Source organism: Streptomyces vulcanius (assembly GCF_042653945.1).
Classification (GTDB): Bacteria; Actinomycetota; Actinomycetes; order Streptomycetales; family Streptomycetaceae; genus Streptomyces; species Streptomyces mangrovi.
Window position 1 is genome coordinate 187,642 of record NZ_JBHSFK010000006.1, and the last position, 20,977, is coordinate 208,618.

Here is a 20,977-nt window from a genome sequence, read left to right on the forward strand (position 1 = left end):
GGGTGGGGGGGCGCCCGCTCGCGCGCCCCGCCCGAGTACCTCCTCCAGCCGGTGCCGCCGTGCCACCAGCCGCCGTGCCGCCTGGGAGTCCGTCCCGCCAACGTCGCGCTTCTATCGGAACCGCTGCCCGCCAGCGCCCCGTACGCCGGCCTGACAACAGGTTAGCCAGCCGCCGTCTGGAGTGAAGCCCCGGTAGAACGTTACGAGTTGGGGTTCCAAGGCTCGCCGCTGACGGCCGGCCGATTCCGTTGACCGAGCCGACAGCGAACCTACGCGTCGACGCCCGTCTCCCAGATCCACAGGGCTGAGCCACTCCCGTAGACGAGTGTCCTTCCGTCCCGACTGAGGGCGACGGCATCGGCCGTGCGGCCGTTGTCCCAGTCCAGGGTCAGTTTCCGCGAGATCTTGCCGGTGTCGGCGCGCCAGATGCGTACGGTGTGGTCCTCGCTGCTGGTGGCCAGCAGTTGGCCGGCGTCCTTCGCAGGGTCAACGTCGGTGATCTTGCCCGTGTGACCGGTCAGCACGCGCTTGATCGATCCGGAACCGTCCAGTATGTAGACGGTGGAACCCGCGATTGTGGCCCAGTCCGCGTCGCCGGCGGCAGGGGACACAGGGCGGCCGGTGGGGAGGTACCACCGGTGTGGCAGCTTCGCGCTGTCGAGGCCACTGAGAAACAAGCCTGCCGCACTGAATTCAACCGGAAAGGCGCGCGACGTCTTCTGGGGGATTGTGCGGGTCTTCCGGCCCGATCGGACGTCCCACAACACAATGGTCCGGTCGTCGTTCACGCTGGCGAGTGTATGGCTGTCGGGACTGAAGGCCAGCCACACCACCGAGGTGTCCTCGCCCACGGACAGGGTCCTGCGCTCGGCTCGCGAGGGCATGTCCCACACCGTGATGGTGTGGTCGTAGTGGCCGTCGTCGGCGACGGCCAGCAGTTTCCTGTCGGGGGCGAACCGTAACGCCGTGATCTTCCCTGTCTGTCCCATGAGGGTGGCGGTCCTCTTGCGAGTGGCGACGTTCCACAATTCGATGCCGTAGTCGGAGTTGCCGCTTGCCAGAGTCGCGCCGTCGGGACTGAACTCCACCACACCGTCCCATCCGGTCTTCTCGAGCTGAACCGGGCCTCCGTCATCGTGGAAGGCGTACGTTGCCACGAGGATCCCCGCAAGCAGGAGGGACAACCACATCGGCCAGGTACGACGAGCGCCGTGATACCGCAGATCCTCGACGTCCGGCTCGGACGGGCTTGCGACGGTGACGTGGAGCGGCGCGGCTGCGCGGAATGCTGTGCTCAGCTCGTCGACTGAGTGATTCACTTCGCCCATGCTCCAGGCGAAGGCGCTTCCGGCGCCGGTGCGATCGACGCCCCGCAACGGAGACTTTTTCCTGACGTCGGCCGGTGTGGTCGCGGCCATGCGCAGCGTGATGGCGGTCCGGCTGTCCCGGTGGGTGAGCTCGGTGTGCGGCTGGGGGACGAGGACGATCTCATCGATGTGCTCCCAGGCCACCGAAGCATTGCCGCGCTTCGCTGAGAGGAGGATGCCCTCAATGCCGAGCGCGAAGCTGTCCCACCAAGTGGACACGTATGCCTGTGCCAGGTAGGACAGGAAAACGACCTCCACGACGGTGACGGGAGTCGGCCACGCCAACAGGTCGTGGAAGAGCCTCCAGAAGGTCCAAGCGCTCAGCAAAGCCAGGACGAGGCGGAAAGTACTGTTGAGGAGGGCCTTCGCCGAATAAATCGCGTAGCGCTCGGCGTCATCAGCCGTCGTGCTGGTCGTTGTCGGCCCAATCGCCTGCGCTCGCGCCGTCGACCGTCTCGCCGGTGCCGTATCCGACCGGACAGTGGTGGGTCGGTCCTCCCATGTGGCCGGTCGGCTGCCACCGTTGGCGCGCTGGGCCGCCGGGCGACGGAAGGCGGCAGCGCCACCGTTCGCTGACCCGGGCTGCCTCGGCGATCCGGTGGCCGTGTCTCTGCCCGCGGCGGATGCCTGGCCCGTCGTGTCCGCTCTGGCTCTCGGTCTCCCGGGGTTGCTGAGGCGGGCGTGCACGCCGGTGGGGCGGTTCTGCCATGTGGCGGGTCGGCCGGTGGCTTCGTCCGGCCGGGGGGCCTGTCTCACTGGTTCGGGGGCCGTGTTCCGGGCTGAGGTGACGGCAGAGCGTAGACCCACTGCCGCTTCACGGCCGTCCATGCGCCGGTCCGGGTCCCGGACGAGCAGGGCCCCGATCACAGGGGACAGCGAAGGATGACGGTCCAGCGGCGGTGGGTCCTCGTGGAGGACCGCTCGGATGGTGGCCGCGGTGGACCCGCGCTCGAAGGGGCTGCTGCCGGTGGCCGCGTGGTGCAGCGTGACACCGAGGGACCACAGGTCGACTGCGGGAGTGGGGGGCTCGCCCTCGAACAGTTCGGGGGCGATGTATCCGGTGGAGCCGGCGACGCCGGTGCGGGTGAGGCGGGTGTCGTCGAGGGCGTGGGCGATGCCGAAGTCGACCAGCTTCACCTCGTCGTCGGGCAGGACCAGGATGTTGCTGGGCTTGACGTCCCGGTGCACCAGTCCGATTGCGTGTGCGGCGTCCAGCGCCTCGAGCACCCGCAGTCCCAAGCGTGCCACGCGCCGCTCGGGCAGGGCGCCGTCCCGCTCCAGAACCGTCGCCAGCGAGGGCGCCTCCACCAACTCCATGACGACATAGGCCGCGTCGGCCTGCGCCGTGTCCGGGATCAGGTCATGGATGGCGATCACCCCGGGATGACGGATCCGCCCGGCGGTGCGGGCCTCGCGCAGCGCCCGCTCGCCGAACGCCGCCCGCTCCCTCTCGGGCAGCCCTTGCGGGACGCGGAGTTCCTTGACCGCCACGGTGCGACCGATCAGCTCATCGGTGGCCTGCCAGACGACCCCCATGCCGCCCCGCCCGAGCACCTCCGTCAGCCGATAGCGCCCTGCGACCAGTCTTTGTCCCGTCTGGGAGGAATCCGTCCCCGTCACAACCGCGCTCCTGTCGGATCGCTTACCGGTCGGCGCCCCGTACGCTAACCTGACAGTAGGTTAGCCAGTTGTGACGCGCAGTCGAGGTCTCACGGGGGAGATCCGGGTCGATGGCTCAAAGATTCGCCTGCGATCTGCAGGAAGCGGACTTAGTCGCGCGGGAGTTGACCCGCATGCGCTCCGACCTCCAGCTTTCGGTGCCGCACCCTGTGGCCGATGCAATCAGCACGATGACCGGCGGGTCGGCCGCACAGGCTCTCGCCGACTTCCTCAACGCCGTCACCACAGCCCGAACCAGCCTCGTCGCGTCAGTCGATACGGTTGCGGGACTCTTCGCGGGCCTGGCGGAAGGCGCGCTCGACCTCGACCAGGTCTTCGGCGACCGAGCCATGGAGATGTGAGGAGAAACCGATGGCGGATGTCAGTGTCGGCTACGACGGCGTACAGCAGACGGCGTCGCGGCTGATCAGCGGCCAGACGGAGATGACTGAGAAGCTCCAGGCCCTCAAGGCCATGGTCGACCAGCTGGTGGCCGGCGAGTTCCGCACCCAGATGGCGTCGCCCAGGTTCCAGGAGTCGTACCAGCAGTGGACGACCGGCGCCCAGAACATGATCCAGGGCCTGGAGGGGATGGCGGGCTTCCTCAACAACGTCGTAAGCGGCCACCAGGAACTCGACACACGACTGGCGGGCGGCGCGGGCAGCTGACCGGCGGGGCGCCTGAGCATGGAGGACTGGAGCGTTCTGGACCTGGCGCAGGACCCGGTCCCCGGCGATCCCGCCCAGATCCAGACCCTGGCGGCACGTCTGCTGCGCGAGGCGGAGTACTCCGAGCAGCACGCCAGCCGCCTCGGTCAGGTCGCCGCCAACAGCGCGGACTTGCGCATGCAGGGGGACTACGCGCCGCTGTTCCAGCAGCGGCTTGCCCAACTCCCGCAGCAGGCAGCCGTTCTGGGGCCATCTCACGAAAGCTGCGGCAGGGCGCTCAGCGCCTACGCGCAGACCCTTGAGCAGGCCAAGATCGAGTCCCGCGCCGCGCTGAGCCGGGGCCTGCAGGCGGACGCCCAGTACAAGGCCGCGTTACAGCAGTTCTGCACGCTCGCCCCGGGGTTCTGGTACACCGGCAACTGGCGTGACCTCGACGAGTCGTTCGCGCTCAGGTACACCCAGTACCAACGCCCGGAGGTCCGCGCAGCCGCCGGACGGGTCGGCGCTTACGCCGCCCAGGCCGAACGGGAGCGGCAGGACGCCGCCACGGTGGCCCGACAGGCGGCGCGGGTTGCGGCCGAAGCGGAGGAGCGGTGTGCGCAGGCCATACGCGCTGCGATACCCGCGCCCGGTGGTTCGAGTGCCACGCCTGCGTCCGGCCGGTATGGCGGTGCAGCCGCACGTACCGCAGCTCTGAAGGCAGTACGTGGGGCGGCGCGAGGCGCCGCGACGGGGTTGGCCCGACGGAGCGTCAGGTCAGCGCTCGGCGATGTCGCCAGGAAACACGAAAGCAAGTTGTTCTGCGGAGACCCGGTCGACCTGGCCACCGGGCGGATGGCCCTTCCGCAAACGGATTTGACCCTGCCGGCTCGACTCCCCTTGGTGTTCTCCCGCCACTTTGAGTCGTCCTACCACGCGGGGCGCTGGTTCGGCCCCACCTGGACCTCGACGGCGGACCAGCGACTGGAGATCGACGCCGAGGGTGTCATCTTCGTACGCGAAGACGGGGCGCTGCTTTCCTATCCCCACCCGACTCCGGAAGTCGCCTCGCTGCCCGTCGAGGGCGACTTGTTACCGCTGACTGTTGACACCAACGGCGATTACACCGTCACCGACCCCGACACGGGCCGTAGATGGGACTTCGCGGCCCCAGGCGCCGACGGCCGCGGCATCGCGCTCCTGGTGCACGTCACCGACCGCGCAGGCACCCAGCGGTTGACGTACGCCTACGACCCGGACGGCGCCCCCATCGCGATTCGGCACTCGGCCGGCTACTGCGTGAAGATCACCACGGAAGGCAAGCGCATCACCGCCCTCCACCTGGTGGGTGCGGCCGAGGACGGCAGTGACCAGGAACTGCTCCGCTTCGATTATGACGAACACGGCCACTTCTCCTCGGTAACGAACTCCTGCGGTGTCCCCACACGGTTCACCAACGACGCAATGGGCCGAATCACCGCATGGACGGACACCAACGGCTCGTCGTACCGCTACGAGTACGACGACGAGGACCGCTGCACCTACCAGACCGGCGAAGCCGGTCACATGCGGAACACCTACACCTACGGCGACACCGACCCGGTGACGGGTCTCAAGGTCACAACGGCGACCAACTCTCTCGGACACACAAGCCGGCACCTGATCAACGACAAGCTTCAGGTGGTCACCGAGATCCGCCCGGACGGCGCCGCCACCCACACCACCTACGACCCGTTCCACCGGCCCCTCACCATGATCGACCCGCTCGGCCACACTGTCGCCTACACGTACGACCAAGAGGGCCGCCCGCTGACAATCACGCGCCCCGACGGCCGTGAGATCACCGTCGCCTACGACGACCAGGGCCTGCCGGTGACGGTGACCGAACCGAGCGGCACCCAAGTCGTCAGGGAGTTCGACGCAAGCGGCAACTTGACGGCTGTCACCGACGCTTCCGGCGCGACGACCCGCTTCGCCTATGACAGTCGCGGCAACCTGACATCGGCCACGGACGCCCTGGGCAACACGACGCACGTCGAATGCAACGCCGCCGGTGTGCCCGTCGCCGTCACCGACCCGCTGGGAGCGACCACCCGGTACGAACCTGATCCGTTCGGCCGCATCGTCACGATCACCGACCCCCTGGGCGCCATAACCCGTCTGTCCTGGACCGTCGAGGGCAAGCTTGATCGCCGGACCGACCCGGACGGGGCCGAGGAATCCTGGACCTACGACGGTGAAGGCAACTGTACGAGCCACACCGACGCCATCGGCGGCACCACCCACTTCGAGTACACCCACTTCGACCTGCTCACGGCCCGCACGGGCCCGGACGGCGTCCGCTACGAGTTCGACCACGACACGGAACTACGCCTGACGAAGGTCAGGAACCCACAGGGCCTGATATGGAGGTACGAGTACGACGCGGCCGGCCGCCTGGTGACGGAAACGGACTTCGACGACCGCAGCCTGAGGTACGCGTACGACGCGGCGGGCCGCCTGGTGTCACGGCGGAACGCACTCGGCGAGGTGACGTCCTTCGAGCGTGATGCTCTCGGCCAGGTGATTCGCAAGGACGCTGCGGGCCGAGTCACCACGTACGCCTACGATCTGGCCGACCAACTGGCCCAGGCAACGGGTCCCGACGGTACGACGCTGACGCTGCTGCGGGACCGCAACGGCCGTCTGTGCTCGGAGACGGTCAACGACCGCACGGTGAAGTACACGTACGACGCGTTGGGCCGCCGCACAGGTCGCACCACCCCGACCGGGGCCGAGACGACGTGGTCGTACGACGCGGCGGGCCGCCGCACGGGCATGGTGGCCTCGGGCAGGGCGATCGACTTCACGTACGACGCGGCGGGCCGCGAGCTGACCCGCCAGGTCGGTGGCGCGGTCACCCTGGAGCACACCTTCGACGCACTGGGCCGCCTGACAACCCAGTCGGTGACGGGCGCGGGGGGCCACAGGGTCCAGCATCGGACGTACACCTACCGAGCCGACAGCAACCTGATCGGCATAGAGGACCACCTGTCCGGCTCCCGCCGCTTCGACCTGGACGCGACGGGCAGGGTGACGGCGGTCCACGCCGCCGACTGGACCGAGCGGTATGCCTACGACGAGGCGGGGAACCAGACCGAGGCGTCCTGGCCATCGGACCACCCGGGCGCAGATGCGATGGGCGCCCGCTCCTACGTGGGTACGCGCATCATCCGAGCCGGCCGAGTCCGCTACGAACACGACGCCCTGGGCCGCATCACCCTGCGCCAGAAGACCCGCCTGTCCCGCAAGCCGGACACCTGGCGCTACGAGTGGGACGCCGAAGACCGCCTCACATCGGCCATCACCCCCGACGGCACCCGCTGGCGCTACACCTACGACCTCCTGGGTCGCCGCGCAGCAAAACTCCGCTTGGCGCAGGACGGTGAAAGAGTCGTGGAGCGGGTGGACTTCACCTGGGACGGCACGAAGCTCTGCGAACAGACGACAACGTCCGCGGACCTCCCCAACCCTGTGACCCTCACCTGGGACCACCAGGGCCTGCGCCCGCTGTCCCAGATGGAACGCACCGTCGCGGCGGAGGCCCCACAGCAGGAAATCGACGCCCGCTTCTTCGCCATCGTCACGGACCTGGTCGGCACCCCGAGCGAACTGATCGACGAACAGGGCGAAATCGCCTGGCGCACCCGCACCACCCTCTGGGGAGCAGCAAACTGGAGCAGCGACAGCACCACCTACACTCCGCTGCGGTTTCCTGGACAGTACTTCGACCCCGAGACTGAGCTTCACTACAACCACCACAGACACTACGACGCCGATACAGGCCGGTACCTCAGCCAGGACCCGCTCGGTCTCGCTCCCTCACTCAATGCCAGCGCCTACCCTCGCAACCCACAATCATGGTGCGATTTTCTTGGGCTGGCACCGTGCGAGAGCATCACGCTGGGGCTGCGGGAGGAGGGTGATCTGCGCAACTTCGCCGACAAGCACGGGCATACTCACTTCCTTGATCAAAGCCTCGAAGGCGCGATCGCGTCTGTGCGACACGTGGCGCTCGAACAACCGGAAACACAGATACACATCGTCCTTGATGGATTCCGCATGGCATCGGGCCGGAGGGGGTCTTTGCAGGAGGTCTTCGAAGATTTCTACAAAGAAGGACAGGTCGGTAAGAAATGGATCACAACCCAACATGAAATGTATCTTGTCGGGGAGTCAATTCGGCGCGAAAGGAGAGCCTGGGACTCAATTGTCTTCTGGTATGGCGGAAAGGATGTAACTTCGCAGATGAGAGTTCCTGATTTCGTGGCACTCCGGGAAGGCTAGTACTTTTCAGTTCAGTCCTGGTGTCACCGAGGGCTATCTAAATTCACCTAACGGTGAGATGTTCTAGTTGGAGCACTCAATGGAGCTCGTCCACTGGGATCGACGATTCAAAATCTGGGCATACGGATTCAGTTATTCTCGACTCCTTCTGCGCAGCATGCCCAGGCATGATCAAGATGTGCGCGTCGAGGTACTTTTCTCCAATGTTAGGCAAATGAATATCGCCACCCAGCTCCCTTCGCTATCAATCGAAGAAGCTGATTTCGGGGCGGAACGCGACCGTCTTCGCATCGAGCACACGCCTGTCGAGCCGTTCAAACTATTCATTCTGAACCACGGCCAATCCCATGTCCTCGCCAACAGTTGCGAATGGCACGAGGATGACAAATGGGTCGACGCCCCATCTCATTTTGGACCGTTCCGGGGTGTCAACTGATATTGGGGAGATGTGGGGGTCTGTCAAGGAGGCGAGGCTATCCGGGTGTCCGTCCGGACTCGGGATGCGCCGGTGCCGTTCCCGGTGTGCGCGGGAGCCGACGGGACGGCTGCATGGCATCCATGGGCTTGCCGGTGGATGGGCGACGGATCGTGGTGTCGATGCGAGTGCGGCGCCTGGTCTGCCGGCTTAGTCAGCGGAAAGCCGTGACGCTCATTTGACGCTCCGCGCGCCTGGGTGCCTTCTGCTCGACCCGAAAAACGCGTCGGACCTGCACTTCTTCGTTGTCCAGTCGCGGTGACATGTTTCCGATGACGCATCACGTGGAGTGCGTGGCGATTCTGGAGCCGGTCGCGAAGGGGTCCTGACCTCCTGTGCGCCGCCATCCAGGAGCAGATCGTGGCGGAGTCCCTGCCGGCCCTGCGTGAACTGTGGGGTGGCTGCCGGTGGTCAGGTGCCGTCGCGGGGCAGGCGTACGACCTGGACGAAGAAGTCGTCGATCTGGCGGACCGCGGCGATGAACTGGTCCAGGTCGACCGGCTTGGTGACGTAGGCGTTGGCGTGCAGCCTGTAGCTGCGCAGGATGTCCTCCTCGGCCGCCGAGGTGGTCAGGACGACCACCGGGATGTGGGCGAGCTCCGGGTCCGACTTGATCTTCTCCAGTACCTGGCGGCCGTCGTACTTGGGCAGATTGAGGTCGAGCAGGATGAGGCCGGGCCGCACCGCGTTCGCGTGCGCGCCGCGCCGGTAGAGGAAGTCGAGCGCCTCTTCGCCGTCCCGCACGACGTGCAGGACGTTGCCTATCCTGTTGTCCGCGAACGCCTCACGGGTCATCAACTCGTCACCGGGGTCGTCCTCGACGAGCAGGACGTCGATGGGGGCGGTGGGAGGGGTGGTCATGTCAGGGCCTTCTTCTCGGTCTGTTCGGTGTGCGCGGCGGCGGACGGGAGAGTGAAGCAGAAGCGAGTGCCTTCGGTGCGGCCGGTGTCGATCCAGATCCTGCCGCCGTGGTACTCGACGATCTTCTTGCACAGGGCCAGGCCGATGCCGGTGCCTCCGTACGCGTCGCGGCTGTGCAGCCGCTGGAAGATGACGAAGACCTTGTCGACGAACTGCTCGGGGACGCCGATGCCGTTGTCGGTGACGCACAGCCGCCAGGAGCCGGGGTCGTCGGGGTCCTGGTCACAGGTGACGGTCACGTGCGGCGGGCGGTCGGGGTGGCGGAACTTCAGGGCGTTGCCCACCAGGTTCTGCCACAGCATGGCCAGCAGCATGGGGTCGCCGACGATCTCGGGCATGCCGTCCGGCCGGTCGACGCGGGCGCCGGACTCCTCGACGGCCGCCGTCAGGTTCGTCAGCGCCTTGTCGAGGGCCTGGCCGAGACCGACGGGCAGCTGGGCGTCGTTGACGCGGCCGACCCGGGAGAAGGTGAGCAGGTCGTTGATGAGGACCTGCATGCGTTTGGCGCCGTCGACGGCGAAGTCGATGTACTGCAGGCCCCGCTCGTCGAGCTGGTCGCCGTACCGCTTCTCCAGCAACTGGCAGAAGGAGGCGACCTTGCGCAGCGGCTCCTGAAGGTCGTGCGAGGCGACGTAGGCGAACTGCTCCAACTCGGCGTTGGACCGGCGCAGTTCGACGGCCTGGGCGTCCAGGTCGGCGGCCTGCCGGGTCAGGATGTCCCGCTGGCCGCGGGAGGCCGCCAGCTCGGCGACGATTCGCTGCCGCATGCCCTCGACGTCGGTGGCCACCGCGGCCAGGTCCGCCGGGCCGCCGCCCGTGATGACATGGTCGAAGTCTCCGTCCGCCACCTGCCGGGACACCTCGCGCAGCGCCTCCAGCGGGCGGGTGACCAGCAGCCTTACGAGTACCGCGAGCATGAGCCCGGTCACCAGGAAGGCGACGACCATGCCGCTCAGGACCAGGTTGCGCACCGTCCGCTCGTGCGCCAGCTCGGCCCGGCCGTCGCGGACCGCTTGCGCCAGGTCCGCGTTCTGCTTCGTCCACAGGCCACGGAGGTCGTCGAAGCTCTCCCTGCCGCGGTCCGCGGAGTTCTGGTTGATCGGCTGCGGCCGGCCGGGGGTGACGGAGGCCGCGAGCGGTTCGGCGTAGCCGCTCCGCCAGTCGGCGGCGCCCCGCTCGACCGCCGTGAGACCGGCGAGGAGTGCGGGGCGGTCGGCAAGGAGGGTGCGCAGACGGGCGGCGGCCCGGGCCTCGTCCCGCTTGCCCTGGGTGTAGGGCTTCAGGAACTGGCGGTCGGCGGCGATGGCGTAACCCCGGATGCCGGTCTCCTGGTTCACCAGGGCCGCCTGCAGTTGGTACGCCTCGGTCTGGGCCGGCTGGACGTGCTGGAGCAAGTGGTCGGTCATGCGCGCCGTTCCGGCCAGCAGATTCGCACCGATCACGGTGCCGATCACCACCACCAGCATCATGAGCGCCTGGGCCAGGTAGAACCAGCCCTGCACGGTGAGCCGGCGTCCGATCCAGGCCCCGTTGCCCGCCACTTCCGTCATCCTCCGCTCCGACATCGCTCGCCCCACCAGGTCAGTTCCAGCACAGATGGACCACGGCCACGTCGTCGGCCAGACCGCCCTGTGACTCGGCCAGTCCGCCGACCCGCTCGATCAGCCGGTCGACGAACGGTTCCGGCGCCAGAGCGGCTTCCTCCCGTGCGATCGCGAGCAGCCCCGCCTCTCCTAGCCGCTCGGCACCCCGGCCCACGTATCCCTCGAACAGACCGTCGGTGAACATCACCACTCCCGTACCCGCCGGCACCTCCAACTCCGCCATCGGCCACGACGCTCCCGCGGGTACCACCCCCAACGCCGGGCCGCCGGGCGGCTCCGCCCACTCCACATCTCGGCCGGTACGCAGCAACAGTCCATGGTGGCCCGCCCGTACCACCCGGGCCAGCTGCTCACCCGGTACGGCGGCGAGGCTGACGAGGGTCGCGAAGACCTCGTCCCGGGCGCGCTCCGCCAGCAGGATCTCCTCCAGCCGTCCGACCTGCTCGGCGCCGGTGACGCCGCAGAACACCAGCGTGCGCCAGGCGATCCGCAGCGCGACGCCCAGGGCCGCCTCGTCCGGCCCGTGCCCGGAGACGTCCCCGACCAGCGCGTGCACCGTGCCGTCGGCGCTCTGCACGATGTCGTAGAAGTCGCCGCCCAGAAGCGTCTGCGCCCGGCCGGGAAGATAACGGGCCACGACGTCGACGTCGCCGCCGCGCAGCAACGGGCGTGGCAGCAGCCCGCGTTCGAGGCGGGCGTTCTCCTGCGCCCGCATCCGACCGGCCTGGAGCGCCACGGCGGACTGCTCGGCCTGCTTGCGCTGTATCGCGTAGCGCACCGCCCGCCCGAACAGCTCCGGTTCGACCCGCCCCTTGACCAGATAGTCCTGCGCGCCGCCGGCGACGGCCGCCAGCCCCGTCAACTCCTCGGCGAGCCCGGTGAGCACCACGATCGCCACCTGGTCGGCGTGCGCCTTGACCCGGGAGACCGCCTCCAGGCCGTGCGCGTCGGGCAGATGCAGATCGAGCAGCACGCAGTCGGGTATCTGGGCCGTGAGCACGTCGGCGGCCTCCGCCATCGACCGCACCCACCGCAGCCGCATCTTCAGCGTGCTGTCGGCGACCAGCTCCTCGACCAGCAGCGCGTCGCCGGGGTCGTCCTCGATCAACAGGACGGACGGCTCCCGCCATTCCCACTCCGCGACGCCGTCCCCCCGTGTACGCGACGGCGGTTCGGCCTCCTCGGCGGGCGACGACATCATGGTTCTGACCTTCCTACCCACACGCGTCGCATGTCTGAGTGACATCGTCGGACGACGACAGTCGAGAGGATAACCACACCGGTCGATCGACCCTTCACTTCCTTCACTTCAAGTACAGCCGATGTGGCGCGAAGTGGTCGTCCTGTCCTGCCCGGAGGTCAGCTCTCCAGAGCTTGGCGCACGGTGGGGTGACAGGGGATGAGGGCGTCGATGCCGACGAGCTGCATCACGCGCAGCACGGCCGGCTGCGTACCGGCCACGCGCAGCCAGCCCTGAGCCTCCACGGCCGCACGGTGGGCGGCGATGAGCACGTTGATGCCGCTGGAGTCCATGAAGGTCAGGCCGGAGAGATCGGCGACGGTCCGCGGCGGTGTGCCGGCGGCCGGGGGAATCAGCGCCTCCCCTGCGCGATCGCGCGCGCCGTGGTCCAGTTCGCCGTGCAGGGCGACGATCCGGACGCCGTCGACGGTGGAGTGGCTGACCGTCAGGTGGCCGGGCTGGGCTGGGTGTGTGTCTGTCACCGTGTCCTCGACTGCGCTCGCTGGTTCGACTCGCTCCGGATCCTGTGCCGGAATCCAGCCCAGATGCTACGGGGAGCCGCGCTCGAACAAGCGAGCAATTCGCGTAGGAAGAGCATGCGACGCATCGCGCAGGGTAGGCGCGAGCGGACAACGGGAACGAAGGTGACAAAGAGTGGGGTCTGCCGACAGCGACAGCTACAGCGACGGCGCGGGGGAGTCGAGCACTCACCCTTCAGGCACAGCCGTCTCCTTGGGCACGGCCAGCCCCTCGAGTACGACCGTACCCTTGGACATGGCCAGCCCCTTGGGCACCGCCGTACCCTCGCGTACCGCCGCTCCCTTGCGTACCGCCATCTCCTTGGGCGGCGACGACACCTGTATCGCGGAAGCACGCCACCACGCGACCGACTTCCTCAGCCGGGCCCGCACGGACCACGGCGTGGACGTCTCCGCCCGGGCCGTGGACCTCACGCAACTGGTGGTCAGCGAACTGGTCACCAACGCCCGCAAATACGCTCCCGGGCCGCTGTGGATGGACCTGTGCATCGCGGACGGCGTGGTGGAGGTGACCGTACGGGACAGTGCCCGTGTGCAGCCCGTCGCCCGCCCGGTCGATCCGCGACGAGTCGGCCAGCACGGCCTGGAGATCGTCATGGCCGTCGCCCAGGCGTTCCAGGTCCGCCTCGAACCGTCCGGCAAGAGCATCACCGCCCGTATCGCCCTGGCCGATGCGCCGGTCGGCGGTGTCCGTCGCGCGGATTGACCGCCGGGTCCTCGGTGAGCTGTGCGACCTCCTCCCGGCGGAGCCGCTCCGATGACGCTGACGCTCGAAGGGCGCACCCCTGGGCTTGTTCTGGCGGGCCGTCAGTACAGGAGAACCGCGGCCCGAACCGGTTCATCGCCTGGTACTCCGCCATTCCTCGAGGATCAGCCAGAGATCACGAGGCCAGGACAAGGTCAGCGGGTCGAACGAATAGGAGCGGACCGTCGATTCCCTCCACAGCGCTTCGGCATGTTCGGCCTCGTCTGCGAGGAGACGCGCGTTTGCCACTTGGCCGCGAGCGGCGGGATAGTTCCGTTCCCTCGCGGCACTCGTCAAGGCAGGCCACAGCTCCCAGACCAGGTGCTGCTGCAGTTCGCGCAGGTGATCGCCGGCCTTCTGGCGGACTGCGTCGGCCAGATCCTGGTTCACCTCGATCGACTTGTCGTCGAGCTCTTCGAACCGGTCTTCGTCCCAGCCGTGCTCCCCGACGAGTTCCTGCCAGAAGCGCCAGGCTCGTTCCCCTTCCCCGCGTGCGTACTCTTCCAGCTCCTGGCGGGTCAGCCGGGGAATGCTCTTGTCGCTCGCTATGTCGAGGCCGGAGACGTCTGGGGTCGGGCATGTCTCGTCGCCGTACCTGATCCGGGTGAGGGCCTCCAGCAGATCGAGGGAAGATGCGAGGTCCTCGGCGCGGGCCACGCCGCAGACATCGGCGATGTCCTGGGCGACGCCCTCACCGTCTGCCTCCGCGATGTGGTCGTCCAACTGGTCGGCCAGCCAATCCGCCGAGGCGCGGCCGACCAGGTCGTCCAGGATTTCCTCGATCCTGGACTCAAGCCGCACCGCCACGGCTTCTGGAGTCTCGCGATCCCGTCGAGCGGCCGCTTCCCGCTCTGCGTGCTCGGTGGCCTCTCGGTGCTGATCGCGAGCGGCACGGCCGGACGGCAGGCGGGTCTGCAAGGCTCGCATCTCCTCGGCCTTCACCGAGTCGATGTCCTCCAGTAGTCCGATGGCCTGCATGCGGTGCCCTGCCTGGACGAGGGGATCCGACGCGAGACTCCGGAGCAGGGCCACGCCGTCCTTAGGAGCGCGACGGGCCACGGCAGCCGCCAGAGCCAGGCGGTCCGCACTCGGGGCCTGAGGGTGGGCGACAAGTCGTTCAAGGGATTCGGGTACGTATCCGGCTGGGTGATCGTATTCGGCGAGTGCCAGGGCGACCTTCAGACGGGTGGCGAGAGCGGCGGACTCGTCGGAGGCGAACAGGTGCGCGGTCCATACGGCCCAACCCTCGCGGACCGCGTCCGCGAGCCAGCCCCAGCCGTTCCTGGGCAGAAGACTCCGCGCCTCCGCGTAGCCGACCTCGTTCGCGCGCTGTACCAGCGTGTCCGCCGCCCGGTGACGCAGCCCGGCGGGGAGACCCTTGGTACCCGCGACGTAGCAGAGCCCGACGGTGTATTCCGCGTGCGTGAAGGCGGGCCGCTCAAGGCCGACCTTGGACACCTTGGCGATGCGTCGCAGGTCGTCACGCCAGGGGCCTTCGGCCTCCACCATGAACGATGCCGCTGCCAGCGCCGAACCACCGCGGATCATGCATGCCTGCAGGCTGCTGATGCGCCAGTTGTCGCCGAGCGAGTCGTCGGCGAGGCGAACCAGACAGGTCTCGACGAGATCGTCCGGTTGCCTGCGGCGGACCGGCACTTCGCAGTCCGGCAGCAGTTCGGGCCTCTCCATGTCCCCCATGGCACCTCCTTGATTGACCAGCACGGGCATCCTAACTCCGGCGTTCTTTCCCATGAGATCGGCCCAACCCAGCCCGGATACAAGGCAGTTCGGAGAGGGCGAGCCCGGTTACCAGCCGCGGATCCGGCGCCCGTACTCGGTGTCGGGGTGCAGCAACGCGTCCGCGACACGGCCGCCCGAATCCTTGGCGCCGCCACCGAAGTTGAGAACCCCGGAGGCGTTGGCGCTGGCTGCCACGCCGTCCCAGTACGACGCCTCGCGCTCCCACCGCACCGGCTCCAGGAGCGCGAACAGCTCGTCCTCGGTCAGTGTCCTGCCTGAGGCGGCCCAGCCGGTCGCCTGGTGGACGGCGATGCCGATACCGGCCAGCACCGCGGGCGCGGAAACGGCCGTACGGGCCACGAGATGCGGATACAGGCGCGTAACCAGCTCCGACAGCAGCGGCACCAGCCGCCGCGCGGCCTGCTCCGCGTCCATCCCCTGCGGCAGTCCGTCGTCGTGCAGGGTGGAGGACGTCAGGGCCAGCCCGGCCCGCCCGTGCAGCGCGGTGATCACGAGAACACGCCGGGCGGACAGCGTGATCAGCTCCGGGTCGCTCTTCGTCAGCTGACGCTTGCGCCCCTGCACCAGCCTGCCGAACGGGATGATCACCCCCTCGTGCTCGACCTTCACCGTCTCGCCGATCCGATGGGCGAGCTGCGTTCCGATGTCTCGCTGATCCATCGACATGGCCAGGTTCTTGGCCACCGGTACGCCCTCGACGTTGCGGTCGTAGAAGATCTGCCGCGCGGCCTCGACCGTGAGCCCGAAGTACAGCTCGTACGGGAGTCGCACGGTGGTGAGCTTCTCGTATGTGATGCCGAAGCGCTCCGGGTTGTCGTAGAGCTCGTGCCAGGCGGTCACCTGGGTTTCGCCGTCGATGGCGACGAGGGGGGAGCCGGGCAGCACGGTGACGGTACGGATTCCGCTGCCCGGGACCAGTTCGTCGCTCACGGCCCCCGGCTGCCCGTCCAGCCACAGGGTGATCGGGGGAGTGGACCAACCCGAGCCGTACTCGCCGTTGACTCCCGACGCGATGTACGCGGCGTACGAGGTGACGTTGCGGCCCTTCTGGGTGGACTTGAGCATGCGCTGGACGAGGGCCCGTACCTCGGCGTGCCGGCGCAGGGTGCCGGACGCGTACTTCAGGGCCCGCGTGTCCTCTTCCGTCCGCGGGGACGGGACGAGCTGGAGCAGCGTCGGCAGCCCCATCGTGCCGATCACCGCGTCGGGCCGGAACGGCATCACGGTGAGCTGAGTGCCTTCGGCGGCGGTCGTGGGCATGGTCAGGCGCATGGCTGGTCCCCCTCAAGGACGTAAGGCCTCCGCTTCGAGTGGAAGCGTTAACAGGTAAGCATGTACGTGAAAGCATCGTCAAATACGTTGTGAGATTTGACGTCTGCTGTATGGTGTTAACAGTTCCTCGCCTTGGAGAAAGGTCGGCACTCCGCCATGCCGCAGCCATCTGCCGCCCACGTGACGGCCGCCGAGATCTCGCGCATCGCCGGGGTCACGCGCGCCACCGTCAGCAACTGGCGCCGTAGGCATGACGACTTCCCGCCCCCGTCCGGTGGCACCGAAAGCAGCCCGCTGTACGACTTGGAGGCGGTGCAGGCCTGGCTGACCTCTCGGGGTCACCATCAGGCCGCCGACCCCCGGGAGGAGTTCCGCACGGCTCTGCGTCTGCACGCGCTGGGTGGGGCAGCCGGCGGAACGGCCCTGCTGCCGGTCGTCCTCGCAGCCTCACGCCGCACCCCCGAGGATCTGACGGCGCTCACTGAACTCACGGACGGTGATCTCGCAGCTCGCGCCGCGACCCAGGTGGCCGCGCTCGCGGACACGGTTCCCGGCGCGGAGTCCGTCCGCTTCGCGCCCACGGACAGCGCGGCCCTGCGGGCTCTGCTCCGGTGCGTGCGGGACGAGGGAGGCCGGGCCGCGCTCGGCGTCATCGCGGAGCGGGAACTGGAGGACAGCGCTGCGAGCGGCACCTACCGGACTCCGACCCCACTGGCGGACCTGGCCGCCCGGCTGCTGCGCCGCACCGCGGTGCGGATCCTGGACCCGGCGTGCGGCAGCGGCACCCTGCTGGAGTCCGCCGCCCGGCACGGCGCGACCGGGCTCTACGGCCAGGACACCCTGCCCCTCCAGGCCCAACGCACCACGGTCGGGCTGCTGCTGGCAGCTCCCGAAGCGGATATCACCGTCCGTGGCGGTGACAGCCTGCGCGCCGACGCGTTCCCCGGTCTCATGGTCGACGCGGTGCTGTGCAATCCGCCCTACGGCGACCGCGACTGGGGCCACGACGAACTGGCCTACGACCCGCGCTGGGCGTATGGCGTCCCAGCGCGCGCGGAATCCGAACTCGCCTGGATCCAGCACGCATTGGCCCACCTCTCTCCGGGCGGCTGGGCGGTGCTGATCCTCCCGCCCGCCACCGCGACTCGTGCCTCAGGGCGGCGGATTCGGGCGGAACTGGTGCGCAGCGGCGCCGTACGGGCTGTCGTCGCGCTTCCGGCCGGGGCCGCACCGCCGCTGCATGTGGGGTTGCAGATCTGGGTGTTGCAGCGGCCGGAGCCGGGTGGTACGGAACGGAAGTCCGTGCTGTTCGTCGACGCGGCGGGGGCAGCCGAGGAAGACGCGGCGAGCGGTGAGCCGGGCCGCCGACCGACGGCCACGACCCGCACGGGCTCGGCGCGCACCCCCATGGACTGGACCGCCCTCACGACGCGGACGCTCACCCACTGGGAAGCGTTCAGCACGGCCCCTGACACCTTCACTGGTGAGCCCGGCACCGCACGTGCGGTGGCCGTCGTCGACCTCCTCGACGACCTCGTCGATCTCACCCCGGCCCGTCAGGTCCGCATCTCCCGGACGGACGTCGACCCGGCCGAACTGGCCGCGCGCGCGGATGTCCGGCGCCATGAGCTGGCCGAGGCCGCCGAGTCACTCGTCCGGGCGGTGGGCCGGAACGGCTGGGCAGCGGCGGGAGCGTCCGTGAAGGAGTGGCGTACGGCGACCGCGTCGGATCTCGCGCGGGGCGGCGCGCTGACCTTGCTGCGTACCTCGCCTGACGCGAAGGCGCCGCGAGCCGAGGGCGGCACCCTCTCCTCTCCTCTTCCGTCGGTCCTCACGGGGGCGGACATCGCGAGGGGTACGGCCCCCTCGGCCGCCCCGGCCGAGCTGCGCGCCGAATCCGCACCAGTCATCGTCGCGGGTGACGTCCTCATACGGGCGGTCGCGGGCGGCACCGGCCCCATGGCCCGGGTCGCGGACGAACGGGACGAGGGAGCGCTCCTCGGCTTGAACGTCCACCTCCTCCGCCCGGACCCGGCCCGCCTGGACCCCTGGTTCCTTGCCGGATTCCTGGCGTCCGAGGACAACATCGCGGGCGCGTCGACCGGCAGCACGGTCCTGCATGTCGCGCCGGGGCGACTACGCATCCCCCTGATGCCCCTCGACGAACAGCGTCGCTACGGCGAGGCGTTCCGGCGTGTCCACGCACTGAGAGCCGAGGCCAAGAAGGCGGCGCGGCTGGCGGAGGAGACGGCGGGGCTTCTGGCGGGGGGCCTGACGGGAGGCGCGCTGATTCCGCCGTCACCTGGGTCGGAGCTCATGGACGGCTGATTCGTCCTGATCCATGCCTTGGCGCTTGCCGATAGACCACACTTGTCCGCACCCGCTCCGTTGGGCGGGAGGGTTCGGAAGGAAACCGGGGAATCCCTTGAACAGCAGTAAGCACACGGAGCTGGCGAACCACGCCTGGTCCGTCGCCGACCTCCTGCGCGGCGACTACAAGCAGTCCGACTACGGCAAGGTCATCCTGCCGTTCACGGTGCTGCGTCGACTGGAATGCGTCCTGGAGCCGACTCGTCAGAAGGTCGCCGAGGAAGTCGCTCGCTTCGAGGACCAGGACATCGACACGGACCACTTCCTGCGCCGTGCCTCGGGACACTCCTTCTACAACAAGAGCGATCTCACCCTGAAGAAGATCGCCGCCGATCCGCAGAACACGGCGCAACTCCTCCAGATCTACGTGGCCGGTTTCTCCGACAACGCCCGCGAGGTCCTCGACAAGTACGAGTTCGCACAGCAGATCAGGAAGCTGGACGATGCCGACCTGCTCTACAAGGTCATCGGCAAGTTCACCGACCTGGACCTGCACCCCGAGAAGGTGCCCAACCACAACATGGGCTACATCTTCGAGGAGTTGATCCGCCGGTTCGCGGAACAGTCGAACGAGACGGCCGGTGAGCACTTCACCCCGCGTGAGGTCATCAAGCTCATGGTCAACCTGCTGATCGCGCCTGACGGGGACGCGCTCAGCCTGCCGGGCGTGGTGCGTACCGTGATGGACCCGGCGTGCGGCACCGGAGGAATGCTCAGCGCAGCCGAGGAACACATCAGGGCGTACAACGAGGACGCCACGGTCGAGGTGTACGGGCAGGAACTCAACCCCGAGTCCTGGGCGATCTGCCGGTCCGACCTCATGATCAAGGGCCAGGACCCGGAGAACATCGCCTACGGCAACTCCTTCTCCGACGACGGCCACAAGCGGGAGAAGTTTGATTACCTGCTGGCCAACCCGCCGTTCGGCGTGGAGTGGAAGAAGGTCAAGGAAGCGGTCGAGTACGAGCACGAGCACCTGGGCGAGGCCGGCCGCTTCGCCGCGGGCCTGCCGCGTATCAACGACGGCTCGCTCCTCTTCCTTCAGCACATGATCTCGAAGATGAAGCCGGTGGACGTCCATGGGGGCGGGGGCTCGCGCATCGCGATCGTCTTCAACGGCTCCCCGTTGTTCACGGGCGCGGCTGGATCGGGTGAGTCGGAGATTCGCCGCTGGATCCTGGAGAACGACTGGCTTGAGGCGATCGTGGCCCTGCCGGACCAGCTCTTCTACAACACCGGTATCTCCACGTACTTCTGGATCCTGACGAACAGGAAAGCGCCGGATCATAAGGGGAGGGTCGTGCTTCTGGATGCGCGCGACCAGTGGCAGAAGATGCGCAAGTCGCTGGGCGACAAGCGCAAGGAGCTTGGCAAGCAGCACATCGCGGACGTGACGCGGCTGTACGGGGAGGCGATCGGCGCGGCGGCAGACCCGGAGCACCCGCTCCACGGGAAGGTCAAGGTCTTCGACAACGAGGCCTTCGGCTACCAGCGCGTCACGGTCGAGCGACCGTTGAAGCTGCGCTTCGAGGTCACGGAGGAGACGCTGACGGCACTGGCGGCGGCGAAGCCGGTCCAGAAACTGGCGGACGCGGACGCCTTCGTTAGCGCGGTGCGTACGTTGACGGGCTCGTCATGGGCGACGAAGTCGGAGGCGCTGATCGCGCTGAAGGACGCGGTGGTGGCGGCTGGGTTGCTCTGGCCGGCGGGCGCGCCGTTCGCCAAGGCGGTACGGGACATGGTGGGTGTCCGGGACCCGGAGGGCGAGGTGCAACTCGTCAGGGGTGAGTCGGAGCCAGACGGGGAGCTGCGGGACTACGAGAACGTGCCTCTGGGGGAGGACGTCGAGGAGTACCTGAAGAGGGAGGTGCACCCGCATGTGCCAGATGCGTGGATCGACCATACGAAGACGAAGGTGGGGTACGAGATCCCGTTCACGCGGCACTTCTATGTGTATGAGCCGCCGCGGCCGTTGGCAGAGATCGACGCGGAGTTGAAGGCTCTGGAGGCGGAGATTCAGGGGCTGCTGAGTGAGGTGGCAGAGTGAGTG

General features: G+C 68.2%; 15 protein-coding genes. 7 read left to right on the forward strand and 8 right to left on the reverse strand.

From position 1 onward, the window contains the following. Positions 1 to 269: 269 nt before the first annotated feature. Entirely contained in the window at positions 270 to 2,987 is a 2,718-nt protein-coding gene (locus ACFPIH_RS11700) for a WD40 repeat domain-containing serine/threonine protein kinase (protein ID WP_381174074.1), read from the reverse strand. Between the two features lie 173 nt (positions 2,988 to 3,160). Here ACFPIH_RS11700 and ACFPIH_RS11705 point away from each other — a divergent pair, with 173 nt between their 5' ends. From ACFPIH_RS11705 to ACFPIH_RS11720, 4 genes are all read left to right on the forward strand, one after another. After that, positions 3,161 to 3,388, forward strand: a complete 228-nt coding sequence (locus tag ACFPIH_RS11705) for a hypothetical protein (RefSeq protein ID WP_381174076.1) — start codon at positions 3,161 to 3,163, stop codon at positions 3,386 to 3,388. A 10-nt stretch (positions 3,389 to 3,398) separates the two neighbouring features. Beyond that, on the forward strand, positions 3,399 to 3,695 hold the full coding sequence (locus ACFPIH_RS11710) for a WXG100 family type VII secretion target (RefSeq protein WP_381174078.1): 297 nt from the start codon (positions 3,399 to 3,401) through the stop codon (positions 3,693 to 3,695). Between the two features lie 18 nt (positions 3,696 to 3,713). Then, the gene (locus ACFPIH_RS11715; RefSeq protein ID WP_381174080.1) at positions 3,714 to 8,000 is read left to right on the forward strand and encodes a DUF6531 domain-containing protein; all 4,287 of its coding nucleotides are present in this window, start codon (positions 3,714 to 3,716) and stop codon (positions 7,998 to 8,000) included. 214 nt (positions 8,001 to 8,214) lie between these two features. Next, positions 8,215 to 8,436: a hypothetical protein gene (locus ACFPIH_RS11720; RefSeq protein WP_381174082.1), complete on the forward strand. Its 222-nt coding sequence runs from the start codon at positions 8,215 to 8,217 to the stop codon at positions 8,434 to 8,436. A gap of 450 nt (positions 8,437 to 8,886) precedes the next feature. Here the strand turns inward: ACFPIH_RS11720 and ACFPIH_RS11725 are convergent, their stop codons facing one another. From ACFPIH_RS11725 to ACFPIH_RS11745, 5 genes are all read right to left on the reverse strand, one after another. Then, positions 8,887 to 9,336 (reverse strand): response regulator, encoded by a 450-nt coding sequence (locus tag ACFPIH_RS11725; protein ID WP_381174084.1) that lies wholly within the window; start codon positions 9,334 to 9,336, stop codon positions 8,887 to 8,889. Next, the gene (locus tag ACFPIH_RS11730) at positions 9,333 to 10,946 is read right to left on the reverse strand and encodes a sensor histidine kinase (RefSeq protein WP_381174086.1); all 1,614 of its coding nucleotides are present in this window, start codon (positions 10,944 to 10,946) and stop codon (positions 9,333 to 9,335) included. Before ACFPIH_RS11730 ends, ACFPIH_RS11725 begins: the two co-directional genes overlap by 4 nt. A 31-nt stretch (positions 10,947 to 10,977) precedes the next feature. After that, positions 10,978 to 12,201: a PP2C family protein-serine/threonine phosphatase gene (locus ACFPIH_RS11735; protein ID WP_381174088.1), complete on the reverse strand. Its 1,224-nt coding sequence runs from the start codon at positions 12,199 to 12,201 to the stop codon at positions 10,978 to 10,980. Positions 12,202 to 12,359: 158 nt separating this feature from the next. Continuing rightward, complete coding sequence (locus ACFPIH_RS11740) at positions 12,360 to 12,722, reverse strand: STAS domain-containing protein (RefSeq protein WP_381174090.1); 363 nt, start codon at positions 12,720 to 12,722, stop codon at positions 12,360 to 12,362. Between the two features lie 225 nt (positions 12,723 to 12,947). Next, complete coding sequence (locus ACFPIH_RS11745) at positions 12,948 to 13,076, reverse strand: hypothetical protein (protein WP_381174302.1); 129 nt, start codon at positions 13,074 to 13,076, stop codon at positions 12,948 to 12,950. On the opposite strand from ACFPIH_RS11745, the gene ACFPIH_RS11750 reads away from it, so the two are divergent. Beyond that, the gene (locus ACFPIH_RS11750; protein ID WP_381174093.1) at positions 13,015 to 13,485 is read left to right on the forward strand and encodes an ATP-binding protein; all 471 of its coding nucleotides are present in this window, start codon (positions 13,015 to 13,017) and stop codon (positions 13,483 to 13,485) included. The two genes, ACFPIH_RS11745 and ACFPIH_RS11750, sit on opposite strands and share 62 nt — an antisense overlap. A gap of 132 nt (positions 13,486 to 13,617) precedes the next feature. On the opposite strand, the gene ACFPIH_RS11755 is transcribed toward ACFPIH_RS11750, so the two are convergent. Then, positions 13,618 to 15,222, reverse strand: coding sequence for a hypothetical protein (locus ACFPIH_RS11755; RefSeq protein ID WP_381174095.1), 1,605 nt, complete (start codon positions 15,220 to 15,222; stop codon positions 13,618 to 13,620). A 108-nt stretch (positions 15,223 to 15,330) separates the two neighbouring features. Further along, complete coding sequence (locus ACFPIH_RS11760; RefSeq protein WP_381174097.1) at positions 15,331 to 16,557, reverse strand: ParB N-terminal domain-containing protein; 1,227 nt, start codon at positions 16,555 to 16,557, stop codon at positions 15,331 to 15,333. Positions 16,558 to 16,713: 156 nt separating this feature from the next. On the opposite strand from ACFPIH_RS11760, the gene ACFPIH_RS11765 reads away from it, so the two are divergent. Both ACFPIH_RS11765 and ACFPIH_RS11770 read left to right on the forward strand, forming a co-directional pair. Beyond that, a complete protein-coding gene (locus ACFPIH_RS11765; protein ID WP_381174099.1) occupies positions 16,714 to 18,885 on the forward strand; it encodes an N-6 DNA methylase in 2,172 nt (723 codons plus the stop codon). Positions 18,886 to 18,982: 97 nt separating this feature from the next. After that, positions 18,983 to 20,974: a type I restriction-modification system subunit M gene (locus ACFPIH_RS11770; protein WP_381174101.1), complete on the forward strand. Its 1,992-nt coding sequence runs from the start codon at positions 18,983 to 18,985 to the stop codon at positions 20,972 to 20,974. The last annotated feature ends 3 nt before the right edge of the window (positions 20,975 to 20,977 follow it).